The organism is Staphylococcus shinii (assembly GCF_017583065.1).
In the GTDB taxonomy this organism is placed as follows: domain Bacteria; phylum Bacillota; class Bacilli; order Staphylococcales; family Staphylococcaceae; genus Staphylococcus; species Staphylococcus shinii.
In genome coordinates, this window is sequence record NZ_JAGEVL010000003.1 from 524976 (window position 1) to 541990 (window position 17015).

Below are 17015 nucleotides of genomic sequence, written 5' to 3' on the forward strand. Positions count from 1 at the left end.
GTTAATATTTAGAAGACCCGTGGTTTATGTCGAAGCCTCGGGTCTTTTAAAGTTAAAAACAGCTGTAAATAAATCTATTGGTATAGATCTCATTACAGCTAAAGTTAATGTATTAATTATGGATGGAAAATCACCTTGTTAAAATGTTTCTTGTTATTTACTATTGCATCAAATATTGCAGGGCCTTGCGCCAAATCTAGATAATCTGAAATCATAGCATGTACTTTGATTTTCCCAGTAGACATATAATGTAGTGATGCATGCCATTCTTGGCCTGGAAATGGCGCAGATAAGCCATTCCAAGAACCAATCACATTGAGCTCATTACGTAATATTTTTTCAAAGTGTTCACGGTTTATTTCAATATCTGAATAAGGTATACCAAGTAGTAAGACTTCACCACCTTTAGATGGTAATGTTAAGACTTGTCCTATAGTAAATGGTGAGCCAGCTGATTCCACAGCTACATCTATGTTATAAGGGAGTGTTTTAATAACGTCATTTAAATTTTCCTCTTTAGAGTTAATTATATAATCAACACCAAGTGTTTTAGCAATTTCTAATTTGTTGGGGTCTATATCTATAGCAATAGTCTTAGCAGCACCAAATATTTTAGCCCATTGTAAGGCCAGTAATCCAATACTTCCGCAACCGATGACAGCCACAGTCGCACCGGGCTTCATTGTTGTTCTATAAAACCCATGTGCTACCACTGCAGACGGTTCAACCATAGCGGCCGTATCAAAATCTACATTATTAGGTAACTTTAAGACGTTATGAGCTGGGAGTTTAACGTATTCTGCAAAACATCCGGGTTCATAAGAACCTATGACATATAAATTTTCACATCTAGAATACGCACCTTTTTCACATTGTTCACACTTGTGGCATACAATCGCAGGGCATCCTGTCACGGCATCACCAATAGATAAATGTTTTACATCATTCCCTACACTATGAACAGTACCTGAGAACTCATGGCCAAATGGTGTACCTGCTCGGTAAGGTCCTAATTTTTTATAACGCGAATTGTCGGAACCGCAAATGCCCGTTGCTACTACTTTGATAATAACATCATTGCTGTTGTCAATTTCAGGTGGTGTTGTTTCTTCATATCTTAAATCTTCAATGCCATATAAGTTTAAAGCTTTCAAATGTTGTCACCTCTTAACTTGTAAATATGAAATGAATTAACCTTGCTCAGAAGTTGTTTTTCTCTTTTTAAAAAATTTAACGACAAAGTAACTGAGAATGACGATGGTATTCGCGTATAGTAAGTTGTTCATATATAAATCTGTAATATTTCTCAAGGGTCCAAGCATGAAATCCAACATTAGTTCTACCATATTTTTACGCTCCTTTTATCGTTTGTATATTAACGATGACTATTTTGAGAATTATTCGATAGGGCGAAGTAATACTTTGATACCTTCACCACTCTTTATATGGTCGTATCCTTCTGTCCATTGTGTAATATCAAGTTCGTTTGTAATAAGAGATTCTGCGTCGACTTCTCCACAGCTTAGTAGTTGTAAAGAAGGCTCCCAATCTGCTGGTTTTTGGCTTCTAGTACCTACAACACGTAATTCTTTTTGAACTATTTGCTCTAAATTGAATGGGATTTCGCTATCTTTAAAGATACCAACTTGAACATATTGTCCTTTTTTACGTAAAATATCTAATCCTTGTTTGGCGGCAGGTATTGCGCCAGAACATTCTAATACGACATTTGCACCATAACCATTAGTGACTTTATTTACATATGATTTCAAATCAGTATTTTGAATATTAACTACATGGTCTAAGTTAAGCTCATTTGCTTTATTTAATCTTGCTTGATCATTATTCAATCCAGTGATTATAACTTTAGCGCCTTTACTTTTAACAACTTGAGCGACTAACAATCCAATAGGACCAGGGCCAATAACAACGACAACATCTTCAGGTTGGATGTCAATTTTAGAGACGGCATGGTGCGCGCAGGCTAAAGGTTCAGTCATCGCAGCAGCTTTGTAAGAAACATTGTCGGGTATGTGATGGGCGCTAGTTGCTGGAGTAATTAAGTATTGCGTGAAACCACCATTTTGTTGAGTACCCAAGCCTTTACGATGATTACATAAGTTATAATCACCGTTTTGGCAATAGTCACATTCCCCACAAATGTAATATGTTGTTTCTGAAGTAACACGGTCTCCGATTTTAAAATTTGTAGTATTTGTACCGACTTCTACAACTTCTCCTGAGAATTCGTGGCCTAGTATAACAGGAAAATTCACTTTATAATGTCCTTCGTATGTGTGAATGTCTGTACCACAAATACCTGCATAATGGACTTTTATTTTTATTTCATCTTCATTCGGGGAAGGCGTTTCTGTATCTAATAATTCTAGGTTTCCAAAACCTTCTTTAGTTTTAACGAGTGCTTTCATGTTTAGTCAGCTCCTATAAGTTAATTAAATAAGCCAAAGAATTTGAATATAATATAGTTTAAGATGTTACCGCCTTGGTCTATACTTGAAATTTGTGATGAACCGGATGGCATTTTCACATTTGTACCTTCTGCCATACTTGTGAATATCGGTGCGACATCAGTTGCGATATATAAGGAAATTGCAATCATGATTGTGCCAACAATAACTGAGTGTATAATGTTTCCTCGAGCAGCACCTACAATAAAAGCGACAACAAACGGAATGGTTGCTAAGTCACCAAAAGGTAGCACTTGGTTACCAGGCAAAATAACAGCTAACAATACGGTGATAGGTACTAGAATTAAAGCGGTTGCGATAACTGCTGGATGGCCTAATGCAACAGCTGCATCTAAGCCAATGTAGATTTCGCGATCACCAAAACGTTTGTTTAGCCATGTACGTGCGGATTCTGAAACAGGCATTAAACCTTCCATCAAAATCTTAACCATGCGAGGCATCAGCACCATAACTGCAGCCATTGACATACCAAGATTTATCACGTCGCCAGCGTTGTAGCCTGCTAATAAGCCAATTGCTAAACCTAGTACTAAACCAACGAATATAGATTCACCAAATGCACCGAATCTTTTTTGAATCGTTTCAGGATCTGCATTTAAGTTTTTAATTACAGGTACTTTTTGCAATCCTTTTACTAAGAAAATACCTGGAGCATATGAAATGGTACTACCTGTTGCAATAGACACGCCAGGTAAGTCATAAAACTTACTCATCATTGGCGCAGTCCAATCAGCCACTTTTAGACAAACAATTTGGAATACTGCAGCGGCTATTAAAGATTGCCAAATACTGCCAGATATTGCATAAACCATGGCACCCATAAAGGTATAGTGCCAGAAATTCCAGATATCTACGTTCATAGTACGTGTTGTTTTTGTTAATAACATTGCGATGTTAACGACAATGCCTAAAGGAATAATAAATGCAGCAATTGTAGAGGCCCATGCAATAGAAGACGTTGCTGGCCAACCTACATCAATGACATTTAAACTAACCCCTAAGTTTTTAACCATGGCTTGAGCAGCAGGGCCAAGGTTGTTAACTAGTAAGTCAATAACTAAGAAAATCCCAACAAATGCAACACCAATTGTCAGACCTGACCTAAATGCTGCGCCCACTTTTTGCCTAAAGAATAATCCTAATAGGAATATAACGATAGGAAGTATAACTGTTGCCCCTAAATCTAAAAAAGCTTGAATAAAATCTACAAATCCACTCATCCCTTACACCATCCTCTTTATATAAAGTACTATTGGTATAAATTAAGATGTCACTTTGTTATAACTATAAAAAAAATTGTTACGGTATTTATCCCAACAGTTCGTATGATTATTTTAATAAATGGTTCATTAGCTTTGTAATGCATCTAAAATTTCTTTTTTAGTGTCTTCAACCCCAATACCAGTTAAAAAGTTACGTGCATTAATAACAGGGAAATCGTATTCTTTTTGCGTCATAGCAGTTGTAACTAATAAGTCTGCTGTATCAACATACGAACCTACCTCAGAAATCTTTATTTGTTTTAAATCTACTTTGATGTTGTGTTCTTTCGCCATTTCTTCAATTGCACTGTTCACTACCGTTGATGTTGCAATACCTGCACCACATGCTACTAATACTTGTTTCATAATAAATTCCTCCTAATTTTTGATCTTAACTTTTTAAATATATCCTTAAAATGTTTCATTTTTTTAAAGGGTACTTATACTTCTTTGATTTCATGTTCAATAATATTTATGATTTCATTGCCATCTGCTGAATTTGCAATGGCTTCAAGTATTTTATTGTTTTGAAAAATTCCCATTAACTTTTGGAGTAATGATAGTTGTGCATCTTCTTTATCCATTGCGAGCATAAAAATTAATTTTACATCTGTTGTTGCTTCAAGTTCCCCCATAATGACAAAAGGTACGGTTTCTTTAAGTACAGCCACGCCGATAGACTTTGAATTAACGTGTTGAATGTCCGTGTGTGGAATTGCTACCGAACAATACACTGTAGGTAAGCCTGTAGCAAAGGATGCTTCTCTTTCAATAACTGCATTTTCATAAGACGCTTTTACGTACCCATTGTTGTACATACGTTTTGCTAGTTGACTTAATGCATCTTCTTTTGTCGCAGCCTCTAATCCAATAATGATGTTAGATGTATCTAATTTTAAACTTTCCATATGGCCCAACCCCTTTGATTTACTCTATAATTGAAAAGTGTTTAATGACTTCGAAAACTTGTGATTTTGAATCAGTTTTTATAATTTTTTGTACCATTTCAGTGTCTTGAGCCAAGTCTCGTAATTGTAATAGAGGTCTTAAATGTTTAAATTTATCTGTTGCTGCAATAATTACAAATATATTTACATTATGTCCTGTTTTTAGTGTTAATGGTTCATCTAATACCAACATACTCATAGAGGTGCGATTCACATTTTGTTCGTTTTCTGCATGTGGTATTGCGATATTTTGATTAATAACCATGTACGTTTCATCGAAATATTGAATCATAGAATCAATGTAATTAGCATCTATATAATGCTGACTATAAAGTGGTTTAGCAGCAACTTGTATGGCTTCCTCTATACTTTCAACGTGCGAGATTAGTTGAATATGATTTATAGGTAACAAATCCTGCAAATTTAAGTGATAATCTAACGATATTGAAGACGATTCGATTGATGTATAAGCATGAATCGAATCGAACTGTTGTTTAATTTCATTCAATAAGCTGTCCTCATTATGAATATCAGCGTGTTCACGTATCATTGCTACCATTTTTTGAGCGTATATATCAGTGTCGAACGTATTATTAAGTTGACCAAATACGTGTTGACGTAGATGATGTTTTTCTTTAGCGGTTAATATCGTTTTAGTAATATATAATCTCTTATTCGTCATGATGTGCATTGGAGAAAAGACTACATCAAAATCGAGAGTATAGTGGTTAAACTCGCGTAGTGATAACGCATCTAAAAATATAAATTCAGGAAATACACTTCGTAGTTCTTGTAACATTAATTGAGAAATTGAGGTTCCTTGTGTACAGACAACAACTGCTTTCACTTTTTTATCAATGTCTTCATCTTGCCTTCTTAAAATGCCCCCGATAATAATGGTTAAGTATGCAATTTCATTATCGGGCAGAGGTTGTCGTAATATTTTTTCCATTGGTTTAGAAGAGAGTTTTACAAGGTGAAACAATTCTTTATAATCATCTTTCAGAGTATTCTGTAAACTTTCGACGTCAGATAATTGATATCTAATTCTGTAAAAAGCTGGCTTCATATGAAACATTAATTGATTAAGTAATGTTTCACGTTCTTTAAAGGTGATAAAAGTGATTTTTTCAAATTGATCAAGCATAGACTGAAGTGCTACTTTTAATTCTGGTAAAAACGTTGAATCATCTAGTTCTGACCATTGCACACTTGTTGATAAAAGTTGTAATGCTATAAACAGTTTTTCTTGTCGAGGTATATCAGAGTAATTTGAAGTAAGTATTTCTGTTGCTCGATATTCCTCAGTGTCAGAGAGATCATCATAGCCAATTGAGAAGGGTGAAACAATTTTATTATGTTGGATTCTTCTAATAATAAAATAGAGTTTATAACGTAACGTTTGTGTACTTTGATCTATAAAATTGCTCTCTAAATACTGTTCGATTTTATTAATTTGTGTATCGATTATTTGAAGTTTGTCTTTGTGTAAGCCTAAAACATCCAAAATATCATCATTTAAAATGTTTAGTGTATATGCTTTATCAATTAAATTAGTTAAAAGTTTTCTTATTTCAAATTCATTACCTTTTAAATGATAGCCCTTTTGTCGTGAGTATTTCAGCGTAATATTATATGGTTCTAGTAGTGACTTTAATTGTTTTAAATCGTTTAATACAGTGTTCTTACTAATTTTTAAATCGATAGAAAAGTGATTTAACGATAACATTTCATCTTCTTTAAACAACATCAGTAAAATGAGGTGCGCGCGCTGCCAAGCAGTATATACTTGCTCATTTTCCTGTGGTAAAGGCTCAATATATACATTAAGAAAATGCTTTATTGCGTCATCAACGATGAAGAAGCCTTGGCTAGTACGCTCTATCGTAGGTAAATTTTGTTCAGTTAACCATGTATTGATTTTTTGGATTCTATAGCCAAGTTGTCTACGAGATATATTGAATATTAATTCGAGATCTTTGCCTTTAAGCCTAGGGTTTTTAATCAATTCTGTAATGACGCTAAAGTTTTCTGTCTGTATATTGAATCCCTCCCTTGTTGTTGATTCTAATTTAGCACATAGCATCAAAGAGTTGTACATTCATCAGACACAAATCCAATTTCATTTTATGTACATCATTGTGATAAACGTTGCAATATTCAATGAACATCATTGGTCTAAGATTTTCATTAGATTGTGAAATTAATAAACATATAAAGAGTTTTTTGTATTTATGAGCAGTGGGAGAGGTGTTTTAATGATTGCAAGGATGACATATTCATCGCCTAGTGTGAAATTACTATAAAATTTTGAATTATTGCGTTTTGAATTGACATATTTTTGACAAAATTTCATAATAGTATATGAATATAAAAAACAAAATATTCACATAAATATGTTTGGAATGATGCATATCGATGAAGTAAGCATAAGATGTAAAGCAAGGACAATGTTGTCAGAGGCAGCAATAAATAAGATTTCAGAGGTATCAGAACAATTACAAATGATTGCCAACTTGAATCAGGCAAACGTTTTTATTGATTGTCCAATAGAAAAGCATGGTGAAGTTATTGTTGTTGCAGAAGCAGTTCCGGTGAATTGTAAAAGCTTGTATCAAGGGTCTGTAGTAGAAGCTAATGTTTATGAAAAGTTTGAGCCAGCTGTATTTGAAGTACTTTCAGGTAGTGAATTTGCACAACATCGCGCTATTTCGCAAGAGGGTAAAGTAGTAGAACAGAGCGCTACGCCAATTAAATTAGCTAATGAAATTATTGGTATTCTAATAATGGAAATAGATGTCAGTAATAAAATTATGGAAGAAAAAAGATTGAAAGCATTAACACAAGCAACCAGTACTTTAAGTGATTTGGTGTCGAATTCAGAGAGTGATCCAATTTTTGTACCAGACATGATTGAGGAAAGCTTGTTTGATTTAGATAATGAGTTGAACATACGTTACTTTAATTTAGCAGGAGAAGCAATGGTAAGTGAACTTTTACATTTGGACTGTGAAGCAGGATTGAATTTCATAGAATTGTTTCCATCTATCGAAAATATGTTAACAGATGGACGAATTATCACAATTGAAGAGCGTGCTCTAAAAGGACATTATTTTCAAATTAAATGTATACAGTTGCTTGAAGATGGTGTGATGACCGGTCATTTAATTTTGTTAAAAGATATTACAGATTTAAAAGAAAAAGAACGTGCATTAATATCTAAATCAGTCGCTATCGGTGAGATACACCATCGTGTGAAAAATAATTTACAGACTGTTGCTAGTTTATTGCGTTTACAGATGAGACGAGGATTACCCAATGGAAGTGAAAAGTATTTCCAAGAAAGCCTTAATAGAATTTTAAGTATCGCATCTGTTTATGAAGTGATACTAGATGAATCATCCACAGACTCTGTAAATATTGATAAATTAATTAAAAAAATTGGAAATATGATAGTTTATAACGAAACTCCTAATAAAAGGATACATATTGATTATAAAACAGATGAAAACATCCACTTAGTTTCAAATATTGCAGTGTCTATCGCATTAATTGCAAATGAACTTATAACGAATTGCTTAACACATGCATTTAATGGACAAACAAAAGGGGTAATCACAGTTTGTCTATCATACAATGCTCAATATGAATTAATTAATTTAAATGTACAAGACACGGGCAAGACTGCGTGTGAATTCAAACAATCATTTGGTTTGAAAATTGTAAACACAATTACGGAAAATGACTTAGACGGGGCATTTATAATTGAACGTAACAGTGTTGGAACGAATGCGAGAGTGGAGTTTCAATACAAAGGGGAGAATTAAAATGACATCTATTATAGTTGTTGAAGACGAGTCAATCGTTAGGATGGATATCGTAGAAATGTTGGCAGCTGCGAATTATAATGTAGTTGCTGAAGTTGGTAATGGAGAAAAAGCATTAGAAGCTACTGATAAGTTTCGGCCAGATTTAATCATTATGGACATTAAAATGCCGAAAATGGATGGTTTAAAAGCAAGCAAAATCATTTCGAAAAAATATAATATTCCAATATTGCTACTGACGGCATATAGTCATTGTGAATATGTAGAAGAGGCGAAACAAGCTAATATAGTAGGCTATATTGTGAAACCTATTTCCGAAGCGCAATTATTACCAGCTGTTGAGATTGCAATGAGGCAAGCTCAAAATATTGCTGAATTAAGATTTGAAGTGGATCATACTAAAAAACAAATGGACGATAGGAAACTTGTTGAAAAAGCAAAAGGCATATTGATGAAGCAATTAAATTTAACAGAAGAAGCAGCTTATCAGAAACTCAGGCGAAAGAGTATGGATAAGCAAGTGGGTATTGAAATTGAAGCTTCTAAAATCATAGAAAAATTGAGATAACAAAACAAGTGAATATAAAAAGCAAAGGTGCTTATTTGAATTAATCAAATAGGTACTTTTTTGTTTTTTTATAGCCTTTAACAATGGGGGAATCATCATGGAGCATATTGGAACGGTAATTATTTATATTATTATGGCATGCGCAGTGTTAGGTGCATTTGGTGCGATTCGTAATGCAGATAAAGGTATAGGTAAAGAGTTTATGGAAGGAATTTATACTATTGGGCCTATTTTTGCTAATTCAGCAGGTATCATGGCATCAATTCCTTTTATTTCAAAATTCATAGAACAAGTTTTTGGACCACTATTTGACAAGATTGGTGCTGATCCAGCAATTGCAGCGACCTCTATACTTGCAACAGATATGGGAGGATATCAACTTGCAGATGTTTTAAAGCAAAGTTATGAAGGATGGATAATGGCGATGATTGTTGGCTTTATGGCAGGGGCAACGATTGTGTTTACAATACCGCTAGGGTTGCCAATGCTAGATAAACGAGATCATAAGTATATGGCGTTAGGAATATTGTCAGGGCTATTGGCTATACCATTTGGTGTTTTTATTTCCACGGTAATAATTCTATTAAGCCATACAAAAATTAGAACAGTTATTGATACAACAAGTGCAGCAACACATATATTTCAAATTAGCATGTCTACGGTATTTATTAATCTGTTACCATTAATTCTATTTGTATTAATCACAGCAATAGGGTTGTATTTCTTTTCTGACATTATGATTAAAATATTTATTGTCTTTGGTAAAGTTCTAGATACATGTATTAAATTAGTATTTGTCTTTTCTGTAGTAGAAATATTTACAGGTTTGTTTACCACTATATTTGGTAGTTGGGGATTTGATCCCATTATGGCTGATAAGCAAGACAATTTTAGAGCATTAGAAAATGCAGGTAATATCGCTATTATGTTATCAGGCGCTTTTCCGATGGTATATTTAATTCGTAAATATTTTTCTAAAGGACTGCACAAAGTTGGAAGTAAAGTAGGGTTAAGTGAGGTAGGAAGCGCAGGTTTTATTGCAACAATTGCGAACATTTTAGCAATGCTAAAACTTGTAAGAGATATGCCACCAAAAGATAAGGTGCTCAATATTGCATTTGGTGTATGCTCGGCATTCTTGTTAGGAGATCATCTTTCTTATACAGCAAATTTTCAACCTACACTGATACCTGCTGTAATGATTGGTAAGTTGAGTGCAGGTATTATTGCGATTATATTTGCATATATATTATGTATTCCAAAAGCTAAAAAACTAGAGGAAATTGATAGACGTGCCGGCATTATTGGTGAAAATGAATACCTAAAAAATAAGTAATAGTAATAGCTCGAGTCTATAAATCCAGAATTTTCATTATTCAGGATGATTGTTTCGAATATAATTCTTACAAAGTTGATAAAAAAATAAGAATGTCACAGTTATTGTATATAAAATTAAAAATCCCGAGACTTATAATGTCTCGGGGTTAATTTATGTCTTATTAAGCAAATTTGATTGAAAATACTTTAAGTTAATAGTTAACTTAAAGTATTAGTGTATGTCTATTTCTAAATGTGTACTAAAAGGCCATGAAGTACATGGTTTTTTACGTAAGCATTCTAAAGTATTTATATCAATGTGTAATTATTTAAAAGTAGTTTGCAGTGATACCACCATCTACGTTAATATTTGCGCCGTTCGTCCAGTCTGATTCATCTGACGCCAAGTATAACGCACAGTTTACAATATCTTCTGGTTTCCCGAAGCGGCCAGTTGGTTGTCTGTTTAATCTAGTGTTTTTAGCTTCTTCATCTGAGACTAACCACTCCATTAGTAATGGTGTTTCGATTGGTCCGGGACTTATTGCGTTAGTTCTAATACCTTTAGGCCTAAATTGTATAGCTAAGGATTTAGTTAAAGAAACAACAGCGCCTTTTGATGCGGTATAAGCATCTTGTGGTACAGAACAACCCATTTCGGCGACAAATGATGCAATATTAATAATAGAACCAGAATTACGTTTCTCCATTTCAGGAATTACATACTTTGTCATAAAGAAAATGCCTTTAACATTGATATTCATGACTAAGTCCCAAACATCTTCACTTGTATTTACTACAGAATTATCTGCTTCAGGCATAACACCTGCATTATTGTATAGTACATCAATTTTTCCATAAGATTGAACAGTGTCTGCAACTGCATTTTTAACATTCTCTTCGTTTGCAATATCTACTTTGAACAATGTAGCTTCGCCACCATTGTCTTTAATTATTTGCACAGTTTCAAGACCAGCTTGCTCATCTCTTTCAAAGACTGCAACTTTAGCACCTTCTTTGGCAAAGGTTTGTGCTGCAATTTTCCCCATACCGCCACCTGCACCGGTAATAATACATACTTTATCTTTTAGTCTCATAAATTGTTCCTCCTTATAATAATAGTTTTGCATGGTATTAGCTCTGTTCAAAATAACGTGAACGTTCCCAAGTAGTGACGTAAGAATCGAAATCATTTTGCTCTGATTGTGCAGCTTCTAAATAGTGATTTGCGACATCTTCACCTAATACTTCTGTGACAACTTCACTATTTTTCCATTGCAAGATAGCTTCATGTAATGATGATGGAATTCGAGTGATACTGTCTTGTTCATAGGCATTACCAAGCAATTCTTCGCTTAAAGGAATCTTGTTATCAATACCATATAGTCCTGCTCCTATAAGTGCGGAATATGCTAAGTAAGGATTCATATCTGCACCTGAAATACGTGATTCAAAGCGTAATGAATTGCCATCACCAACTACACGGTAACCTGCTGAACGATTGTCTCTGCTCCATGCGATGCTAACAGGCGCCCAAGAGTTAGGGGCGAAACGTTTATATGAATTGACGTAAGGTGCAAACATTAAAGCAAAATCTTTAGTATATTTTAAAATGCCAGCTAAGAAATGTTGCATGATTTCAGATTTAGGTTCGTCGGCATCATCACCAGCGTAGAAGGCATTTGTTTTTGTTCCTTTTTCCATCATGCTGAGATGTATATGACCACTCGATCCAGTCCACTCTTCGTAAGGTTTGGCCATAAAGGTTACGGATTTATCATTTTGTATACAAATTTCTTTCATTCCATGTTTGAACATGATGTGTTGATCAGCTGCATTTAAAGCATCAGAATATTTTAAATTGATTTCATGCTGTCCTTTGTATGCTTCACCTTTTGAAGATTCGACAGTGATTCCCATGAGGTGCATTTGGTGTCTTATTTCTTGATAAATAGGCTCGTTTTTACTGCCTTGTAGTAAATTGTAATCTTCATTTAAATGTCCAGCAGCTTCCAAATTGTTGTAACCTTGTTTTGAAATTTCTTCGAAAGAATTATTGAATAAGTAGAATTCTAATTCACTAGCCATATGTGGTGATAAACCATGTGATTCAGCCTTTTGGATTTGATGTTTTAATATATTTCTTGGTGCAATACAAATAGGTTCACTACCATCTACGGAGTAGACATCACAAAAGACCATGGCAGTTTTTTCTAACCATGGCACAACTTTTAACGTATCTAAATCAGGTACTGCTAAATAGTCGCCATAGCCTTTATTCCAATTCATAAATTCAAAGTTTTCATTTGTATCCATTTCGAAATTTGTACCTAGTAAGTAGTTACAAAAGTGTGTGCCATCTGAAATATCATTTTCTAAAATAAAGTCTCCTGTAATTCGCTTACCCATGAGCCTTCCTTGCATATCACAAAATCCCATGATTATAGTGTCAATTTCATCTGATTTGACTAATTCAATTAATTTATCTTTTGTTATATTTCCAGTTACTCTATTTTTGTTTTGCATGTGTGACATCCCCTTAGCTATTTTATTTAAGTAAAGATAGTGAAATATATTTTAATTCTAGGAAGCCATCTAGACCGAAGTGACTACCTTCGCGTCCCATCCCGCTTTCTTTAATACCGCCAAATGGTGCTTGAGGTACACTTAATTGAGTTCCGTTAACGCCAATCATTCCAAATTCTAATTGCTCACTAATTTGATATACTGTATTAATGTTATTAGAGAAAAAGTAAGCTGCTAGTCCATAAGGTGAGGCATTTGCTATTTCTATTGCTTCTTTAGTAGATTCAAAAGTAATAATTGGCGCTACTGGTCCAAAAATTTCTTCTTGAGCGATCGACATATTTGGCGTGACATCGGTTATAACAGTAGGTTGATAAAAAAGTTTAGATCCTGCTATATCAGCTTTGTGGCCACCTGTTTGAATAGTTGCACCATTTTTCTGAGATTCTGCTACTAATTTTTCAACTTTTTCAATAGCCTGTTGGTTAATTAATGGACCAACTTGTGCATCGGATTCATTACCAGGAGCTACTTTTAATTTATTGACTCTACTAATAATTTTTTTGGTCATTTCTGATTTGATATCTCTGTGTACGAGTATGACGTTAATTCCATTACACATTTGACCACTATTTTCAAATTTATTATCGACTATAGCGTCGGCTGCGTTATCTAAATCGGCGTCGGGTAATACGATTGCAGGCGCGTTACCACCAAGTTCTAGAGATATACGTTTTATTTGTTTGGAAGCTTCGCTCATTAAGGTTTTTCCAATTTCGGTAGAACCAGTGAAGGACATTTTTTTAACACGTTTATCGCTAAATAGTTTGTCAGATATTAATGAAGAGCTACCTGTAACAATATTAGCAACGCCCTTATCGATGCCAGTAGCTATTAGTTCTTCAAAAATAGCAATAGCAATTCTAGGTGTTTCACTAGACGGTTTCACAATAACTGTACATCCTGCAGCTAGTGCTGGCGCAACTTTACGTGCCACCATTGCACCTGGGAAGTTCCAAGGTGTAATTAGGCCACAAACACCTACGGGTTGTTTAATTACTGAAATACGTTGGTTTTCAGATGATGGTGGAATAATTTCCCCATATATACGTTTACCTTCTTCGGCAAACCAGCGAATGAATTTAGCACATACACCAATTTCACCAAATGCTTCGTTATATGGTTTGCCTTGTTCTTCACTCATAATAGCTGCAAGTTCTTCCTGTTTGTTAAGCAAGTTCACTGCCCACTTTTCTAAAAATGATTGTCTAGTTTCAGCAGTATAATTAGACCAACTTTCAAAAGCATTAGCAGCGCTATCAATTGCTTTTTGAACGGTTGAACCATCTACACTAGGAACTTCTCCAATAGTTTTACCACTTGCAGGATTGACAACTGATAAAGTTTTTTCAGTTTGAATTTGCTTCCCATTTATCCAATTGTAATTTAAATTTCGTGTCATAAAATCGCCCCTTAACGTGTAAAAAGGCGCTTATATACACAATCAACGAGATTGAGATATAAGCGCCTTTGCTTAATTTATATTTACTTGTGAAAATTCAAAATAATATTACCTGTTACTTTTATATATTGATATAAATAAAGATTACTAAAATTTTTAAATCTTGTCAATATTCAGATAATATATTATACTTTTTCACAATTAAAGGCAGGGGGTATGGTCAATGCAAGATATATTAGATTTACTAGAACATTTGATTCAATTTGATAGCTCTAGTCAACATACTGCAAATGAAACGATAGACTACTGTGCGGAATGGTTACAAAAAGAAGGTTTGGGATCAGAAATAATAATAAATAATGGTTATAAGATGCTTGTTTGTAACGTAGGAGAAGGTAATAAAAAACTTGTTTTAAATGGTCATGTTGATGTTGTTAGTGGTAAAAAGAACCAATTTACACCACAAATTGAAGAGGGCAAGATTTATGGGCGGGGCTCAGCAGATATGAAAGCAGGTGTCGCTTCATTTATGGTAGCGATGCGTGATTTGAAGAATATTGACTTAGGGGATGTCTGTGTTCAGCTTCAATTAGTAACGGATGAAGAAATCGGAGGATATAATTGCGCTTCATATTTAACGGATCAAGGTTATTTAGGTGATTTTGTAATTTGTGCTGAACCAACACAAATAGGGATCGGTTTTCAAGCTAAAGGTATTTTGCAATTTGATATTCAATTTAAAGGGAAATCAGCTCATGGTAGCAGACCTTGGGAAGGGGAAAATGCAATTGCTAAAGCAATGGAAGTTTATTATAAGATACTCGATTTGCCCTTTGCTAAAGAGTCTACTGATATATTTGACGCGCCTTCAATTAACCTCGCAAAAATTAAAGGTGGTGAAGTATATAATAAAGTTCCAGACGAGTGTTTGATTTCATTTGATATACGTTATTTACCGAATCAAGATAAAGAAGATATTTTAGCACAAATTAATGATGTTACTGATGGTGAAATTTTCTTGAACTTGACTGGTTCAAGTGTTAAAAACGAAATAAGCAATCCTTATATTCAAAAACTGATACAACATATAAAAACTGTTGGAGATAAAAATCAAGTTGAGGTGTTTGGCCAACATGGTTTTGCAGACACAAGGTATTATTCAAGGTATGATGTTCCCGCTATTGAATTCGGCCCATCCGGTGGAGAGTGGCATGGAGATGGTGAATATGCAATTATTGAATCATTAGAGACATATAAAGACATTATTATTTCATTTAGTAAGAATTTTGCTCATTAAAAAAAGAATAACTTATTGATTGCGAGGGTAAAGTCTTACTGTAACGAAAATTAATTATAACCTTGGAAATAATATGCAATTCAATTGCAATAATAAATGAGGAGATCTAATGAATAGAATCAATTTAATCACGCTAGGTGTTAAAGATTTGAAGACATCACTTCAGTTTTATAAAAATATTGGTTTTAAAACAACTGCCGAGGTAACAGATGACAATTTAGCAATCGTGTTTTTTAATAATGACGGTACAAAATTAGAAATTTTCCCTATTGAAGAATTAGCAAAAGATATTAATGCAGATAATCCTCCTACAATAACCACGGGTGGCTTTATAGGTATTACTTTAGCTTATAACGCCAAATCTAAAGAGGAAGTCGATTCAATTTTAGAACAAGTCGAGACATTTGGCGCAATAGTTGTTAAAACAGCTCAAGATTTAGATTGGGGCGGTTACGGTGGTTATTTTACAGATATCAATGGTTACTATTGGGAAGTTGCATATGGAGATATGTGGGAATTTGATGAACAAAATATGTTGATTATACCGGATTAAATTTATGAGATTTGGTAATACAACTATTGAGGATAGAATTTATATAGTAGTCATAAGTAGAATCAAAAATAACTAATAATTAGGTGATTTAATATGGATGTAAAATTTCCGATAGGTGAATTAGATGTGCCAGAAAATGTAACGCTAGATGATGTTCAAAAATGGCTAGTAGAAATCGACAATTATACACAACGTTTAAGAGATGTAGTTGGAAATATCACCGAAGAAGAATTAAATAAAACATATCGCGAAGGAAGTTGGAATGTACGACAATTGGTCCACCACATTGCAGACTCACAACTCAATATGTATCAAAGATTGAAATTAGCATTGACGGATAATAATCCAATAGTTCCGCCGTTTGATCAAGAAAAATGGGTGAAGTTGGAAGACAATTCAGTATCCATCGATTATTCTATTCAAATGTTAGAGGGTATTAATGCTCGTATTGTGGTCTTGGGTAAGCATATTGATAAAGATCAATTAGAACGTAAATTCACGCTTAAAGGTAGTGACGAAATCACAGTTGCTACAAAATTAGCTAAATTGTCATGGCATGAAAACCATCATTTAGCGCACATAAAAATTGCATTATCTAAATAACTGCTAATATAGTCATTGGTAAATGAAAGAGACATCAGCTAACTTTATAAATTATCACATTTATCATGAAAAAAGAAGCGCTATGGAATCAATTAAATCAGTTGATTTCATAGCTTTTTTATATGCGCTTATTTAGAAAACGGCTAGACAACTATAAGTTTAAT

At 33.9% G+C, this 17015-nt stretch carries 16 protein-coding genes; 6 read left to right on the plus strand and 10 right to left on the minus strand.

What is annotated here, in order from left to right:
• Positions 1–116 precede the first annotated feature (116 nt).
• From J5E45_RS06255 to J5E45_RS06285, 7 genes are all read right to left on the minus strand, one after another.
• Positions 117–1154: a galactitol-1-phosphate 5-dehydrogenase gene (locus J5E45_RS06255; RefSeq protein ID WP_208181846.1), complete on the minus strand. Its 1038-nt coding sequence runs from the start codon at positions 1152–1154 to the stop codon at positions 117–119.
• Between the two features lie 36 nt (positions 1155–1190).
• On the minus strand, positions 1191–1346 hold the full coding sequence (locus J5E45_RS06260; RefSeq protein WP_172643878.1) for a hypothetical protein: 156 nt from the start codon (positions 1344–1346) through the stop codon (positions 1191–1193).
• 51 nt (positions 1347–1397) lie between these two features.
• Positions 1398–2429, minus strand: a complete 1032-nt coding sequence (locus J5E45_RS06265) for a zinc-binding dehydrogenase (protein ID WP_101050562.1) — start codon at positions 2427–2429, stop codon at positions 1398–1400.
• A 20-nt stretch (positions 2430–2449) separates the two neighbouring features.
• Complete coding sequence (locus J5E45_RS06270) at positions 2450–3709, minus strand: PTS galactitol transporter subunit IIC (RefSeq protein ID WP_101050561.1); 1260 nt, start codon at positions 3707–3709, stop codon at positions 2450–2452.
• Between the two features lie 129 nt (positions 3710–3838).
• Positions 3839–4117: a PTS sugar transporter subunit IIB gene (locus J5E45_RS06275; RefSeq protein WP_017724017.1), complete on the minus strand. Its 279-nt coding sequence runs from the start codon at positions 4115–4117 to the stop codon at positions 3839–3841.
• A gap of 74 nt (positions 4118–4191) precedes the next feature.
• Entirely contained in the window at positions 4192–4659 is a 468-nt protein-coding gene (locus tag J5E45_RS06280) for a PTS sugar transporter subunit IIA (RefSeq protein ID WP_069793384.1), read from the minus strand.
• 19 nt (positions 4660–4678) lie between these two features.
• Positions 4679–6799 (minus strand): BglG family transcription antiterminator, encoded by a 2121-nt coding sequence (locus J5E45_RS06285; RefSeq protein ID WP_208181847.1) that lies wholly within the window; start codon positions 6797–6799, stop codon positions 4679–4681.
• A gap of 307 nt (positions 6800–7106) precedes the next feature.
• On the opposite strand from J5E45_RS06285, the gene J5E45_RS06290 reads away from it, so the two are divergent.
• From J5E45_RS06290 to eutH, 3 genes are all read left to right on the plus strand, one after another.
• The gene (locus J5E45_RS06290; protein WP_256093222.1) at positions 7107–8525 is read left to right on the plus strand and encodes a sensor histidine kinase; all 1419 of its coding nucleotides are present in this window, start codon (positions 7107–7109) and stop codon (positions 8523–8525) included.
• Between the two features lies 1 nt (position 8526).
• Complete coding sequence (locus tag J5E45_RS06295; RefSeq protein ID WP_039068177.1) at positions 8527–9093, plus strand: ANTAR domain-containing response regulator; 567 nt, start codon at positions 8527–8529, stop codon at positions 9091–9093.
• A gap of 97 nt (positions 9094–9190) precedes the next feature.
• Positions 9191–10429 (plus strand): ethanolamine utilization protein EutH, encoded by a 1239-nt coding sequence (eutH, locus tag J5E45_RS06300; protein ID WP_039068176.1) that lies wholly within the window; start codon positions 9191–9193, stop codon positions 10427–10429.
• A gap of 310 nt (positions 10430–10739) precedes the next feature.
• Here the strand turns inward: eutH and J5E45_RS06305 are convergent, their stop codons facing one another.
• From J5E45_RS06305 to J5E45_RS06315, 3 genes are read right to left on the minus strand one after another with little or no spacing between them, the layout of a single operon-like run.
• Positions 10740–11507: an SDR family NAD(P)-dependent oxidoreductase gene (locus tag J5E45_RS06305; RefSeq protein ID WP_039068175.1), complete on the minus strand. Its 768-nt coding sequence runs from the start codon at positions 11505–11507 to the stop codon at positions 10740–10742.
• Between the two features lie 37 nt (positions 11508–11544).
• Entirely contained in the window at positions 11545–12936 is a 1392-nt protein-coding gene (locus J5E45_RS06310) for a glutamine synthetase family protein (RefSeq protein WP_039068174.1), read from the minus strand.
• Between the two features lie 22 nt (positions 12937–12958).
• Positions 12959–14398 carry an NAD-dependent succinate-semialdehyde dehydrogenase gene (locus tag J5E45_RS06315; RefSeq protein WP_208181849.1) on the minus strand — a complete coding sequence of 480 codons (1440 nt, stop codon included), beginning with the start codon at positions 14396–14398 and terminating at the stop codon, positions 12959–12961.
• Positions 14399–14621: 223 nt separating this feature from the next.
• Between J5E45_RS06315 and J5E45_RS06320 the strand changes: the two genes are divergently transcribed.
• From J5E45_RS06320 to J5E45_RS06330, 3 genes are all read left to right on the plus strand, one after another.
• The gene (locus J5E45_RS06320) at positions 14622–15695 is read left to right on the plus strand and encodes a M20 family metallopeptidase (protein ID WP_208181850.1); all 1074 of its coding nucleotides are present in this window, start codon (positions 14622–14624) and stop codon (positions 15693–15695) included.
• A 109-nt stretch (positions 15696–15804) separates the two neighbouring features.
• Positions 15805–16248 (plus strand): VOC family protein, encoded by a 444-nt coding sequence (locus J5E45_RS06325; protein ID WP_039068171.1) that lies wholly within the window; start codon positions 15805–15807, stop codon positions 16246–16248.
• Positions 16249–16341: 93 nt separating this feature from the next.
• Complete coding sequence (locus tag J5E45_RS06330; RefSeq protein ID WP_208181851.1) at positions 16342–16851, plus strand: YfiT family bacillithiol transferase; 510 nt, start codon at positions 16342–16344, stop codon at positions 16849–16851.
• The last annotated feature ends 164 nt before the right edge of the window (positions 16852–17015 follow it).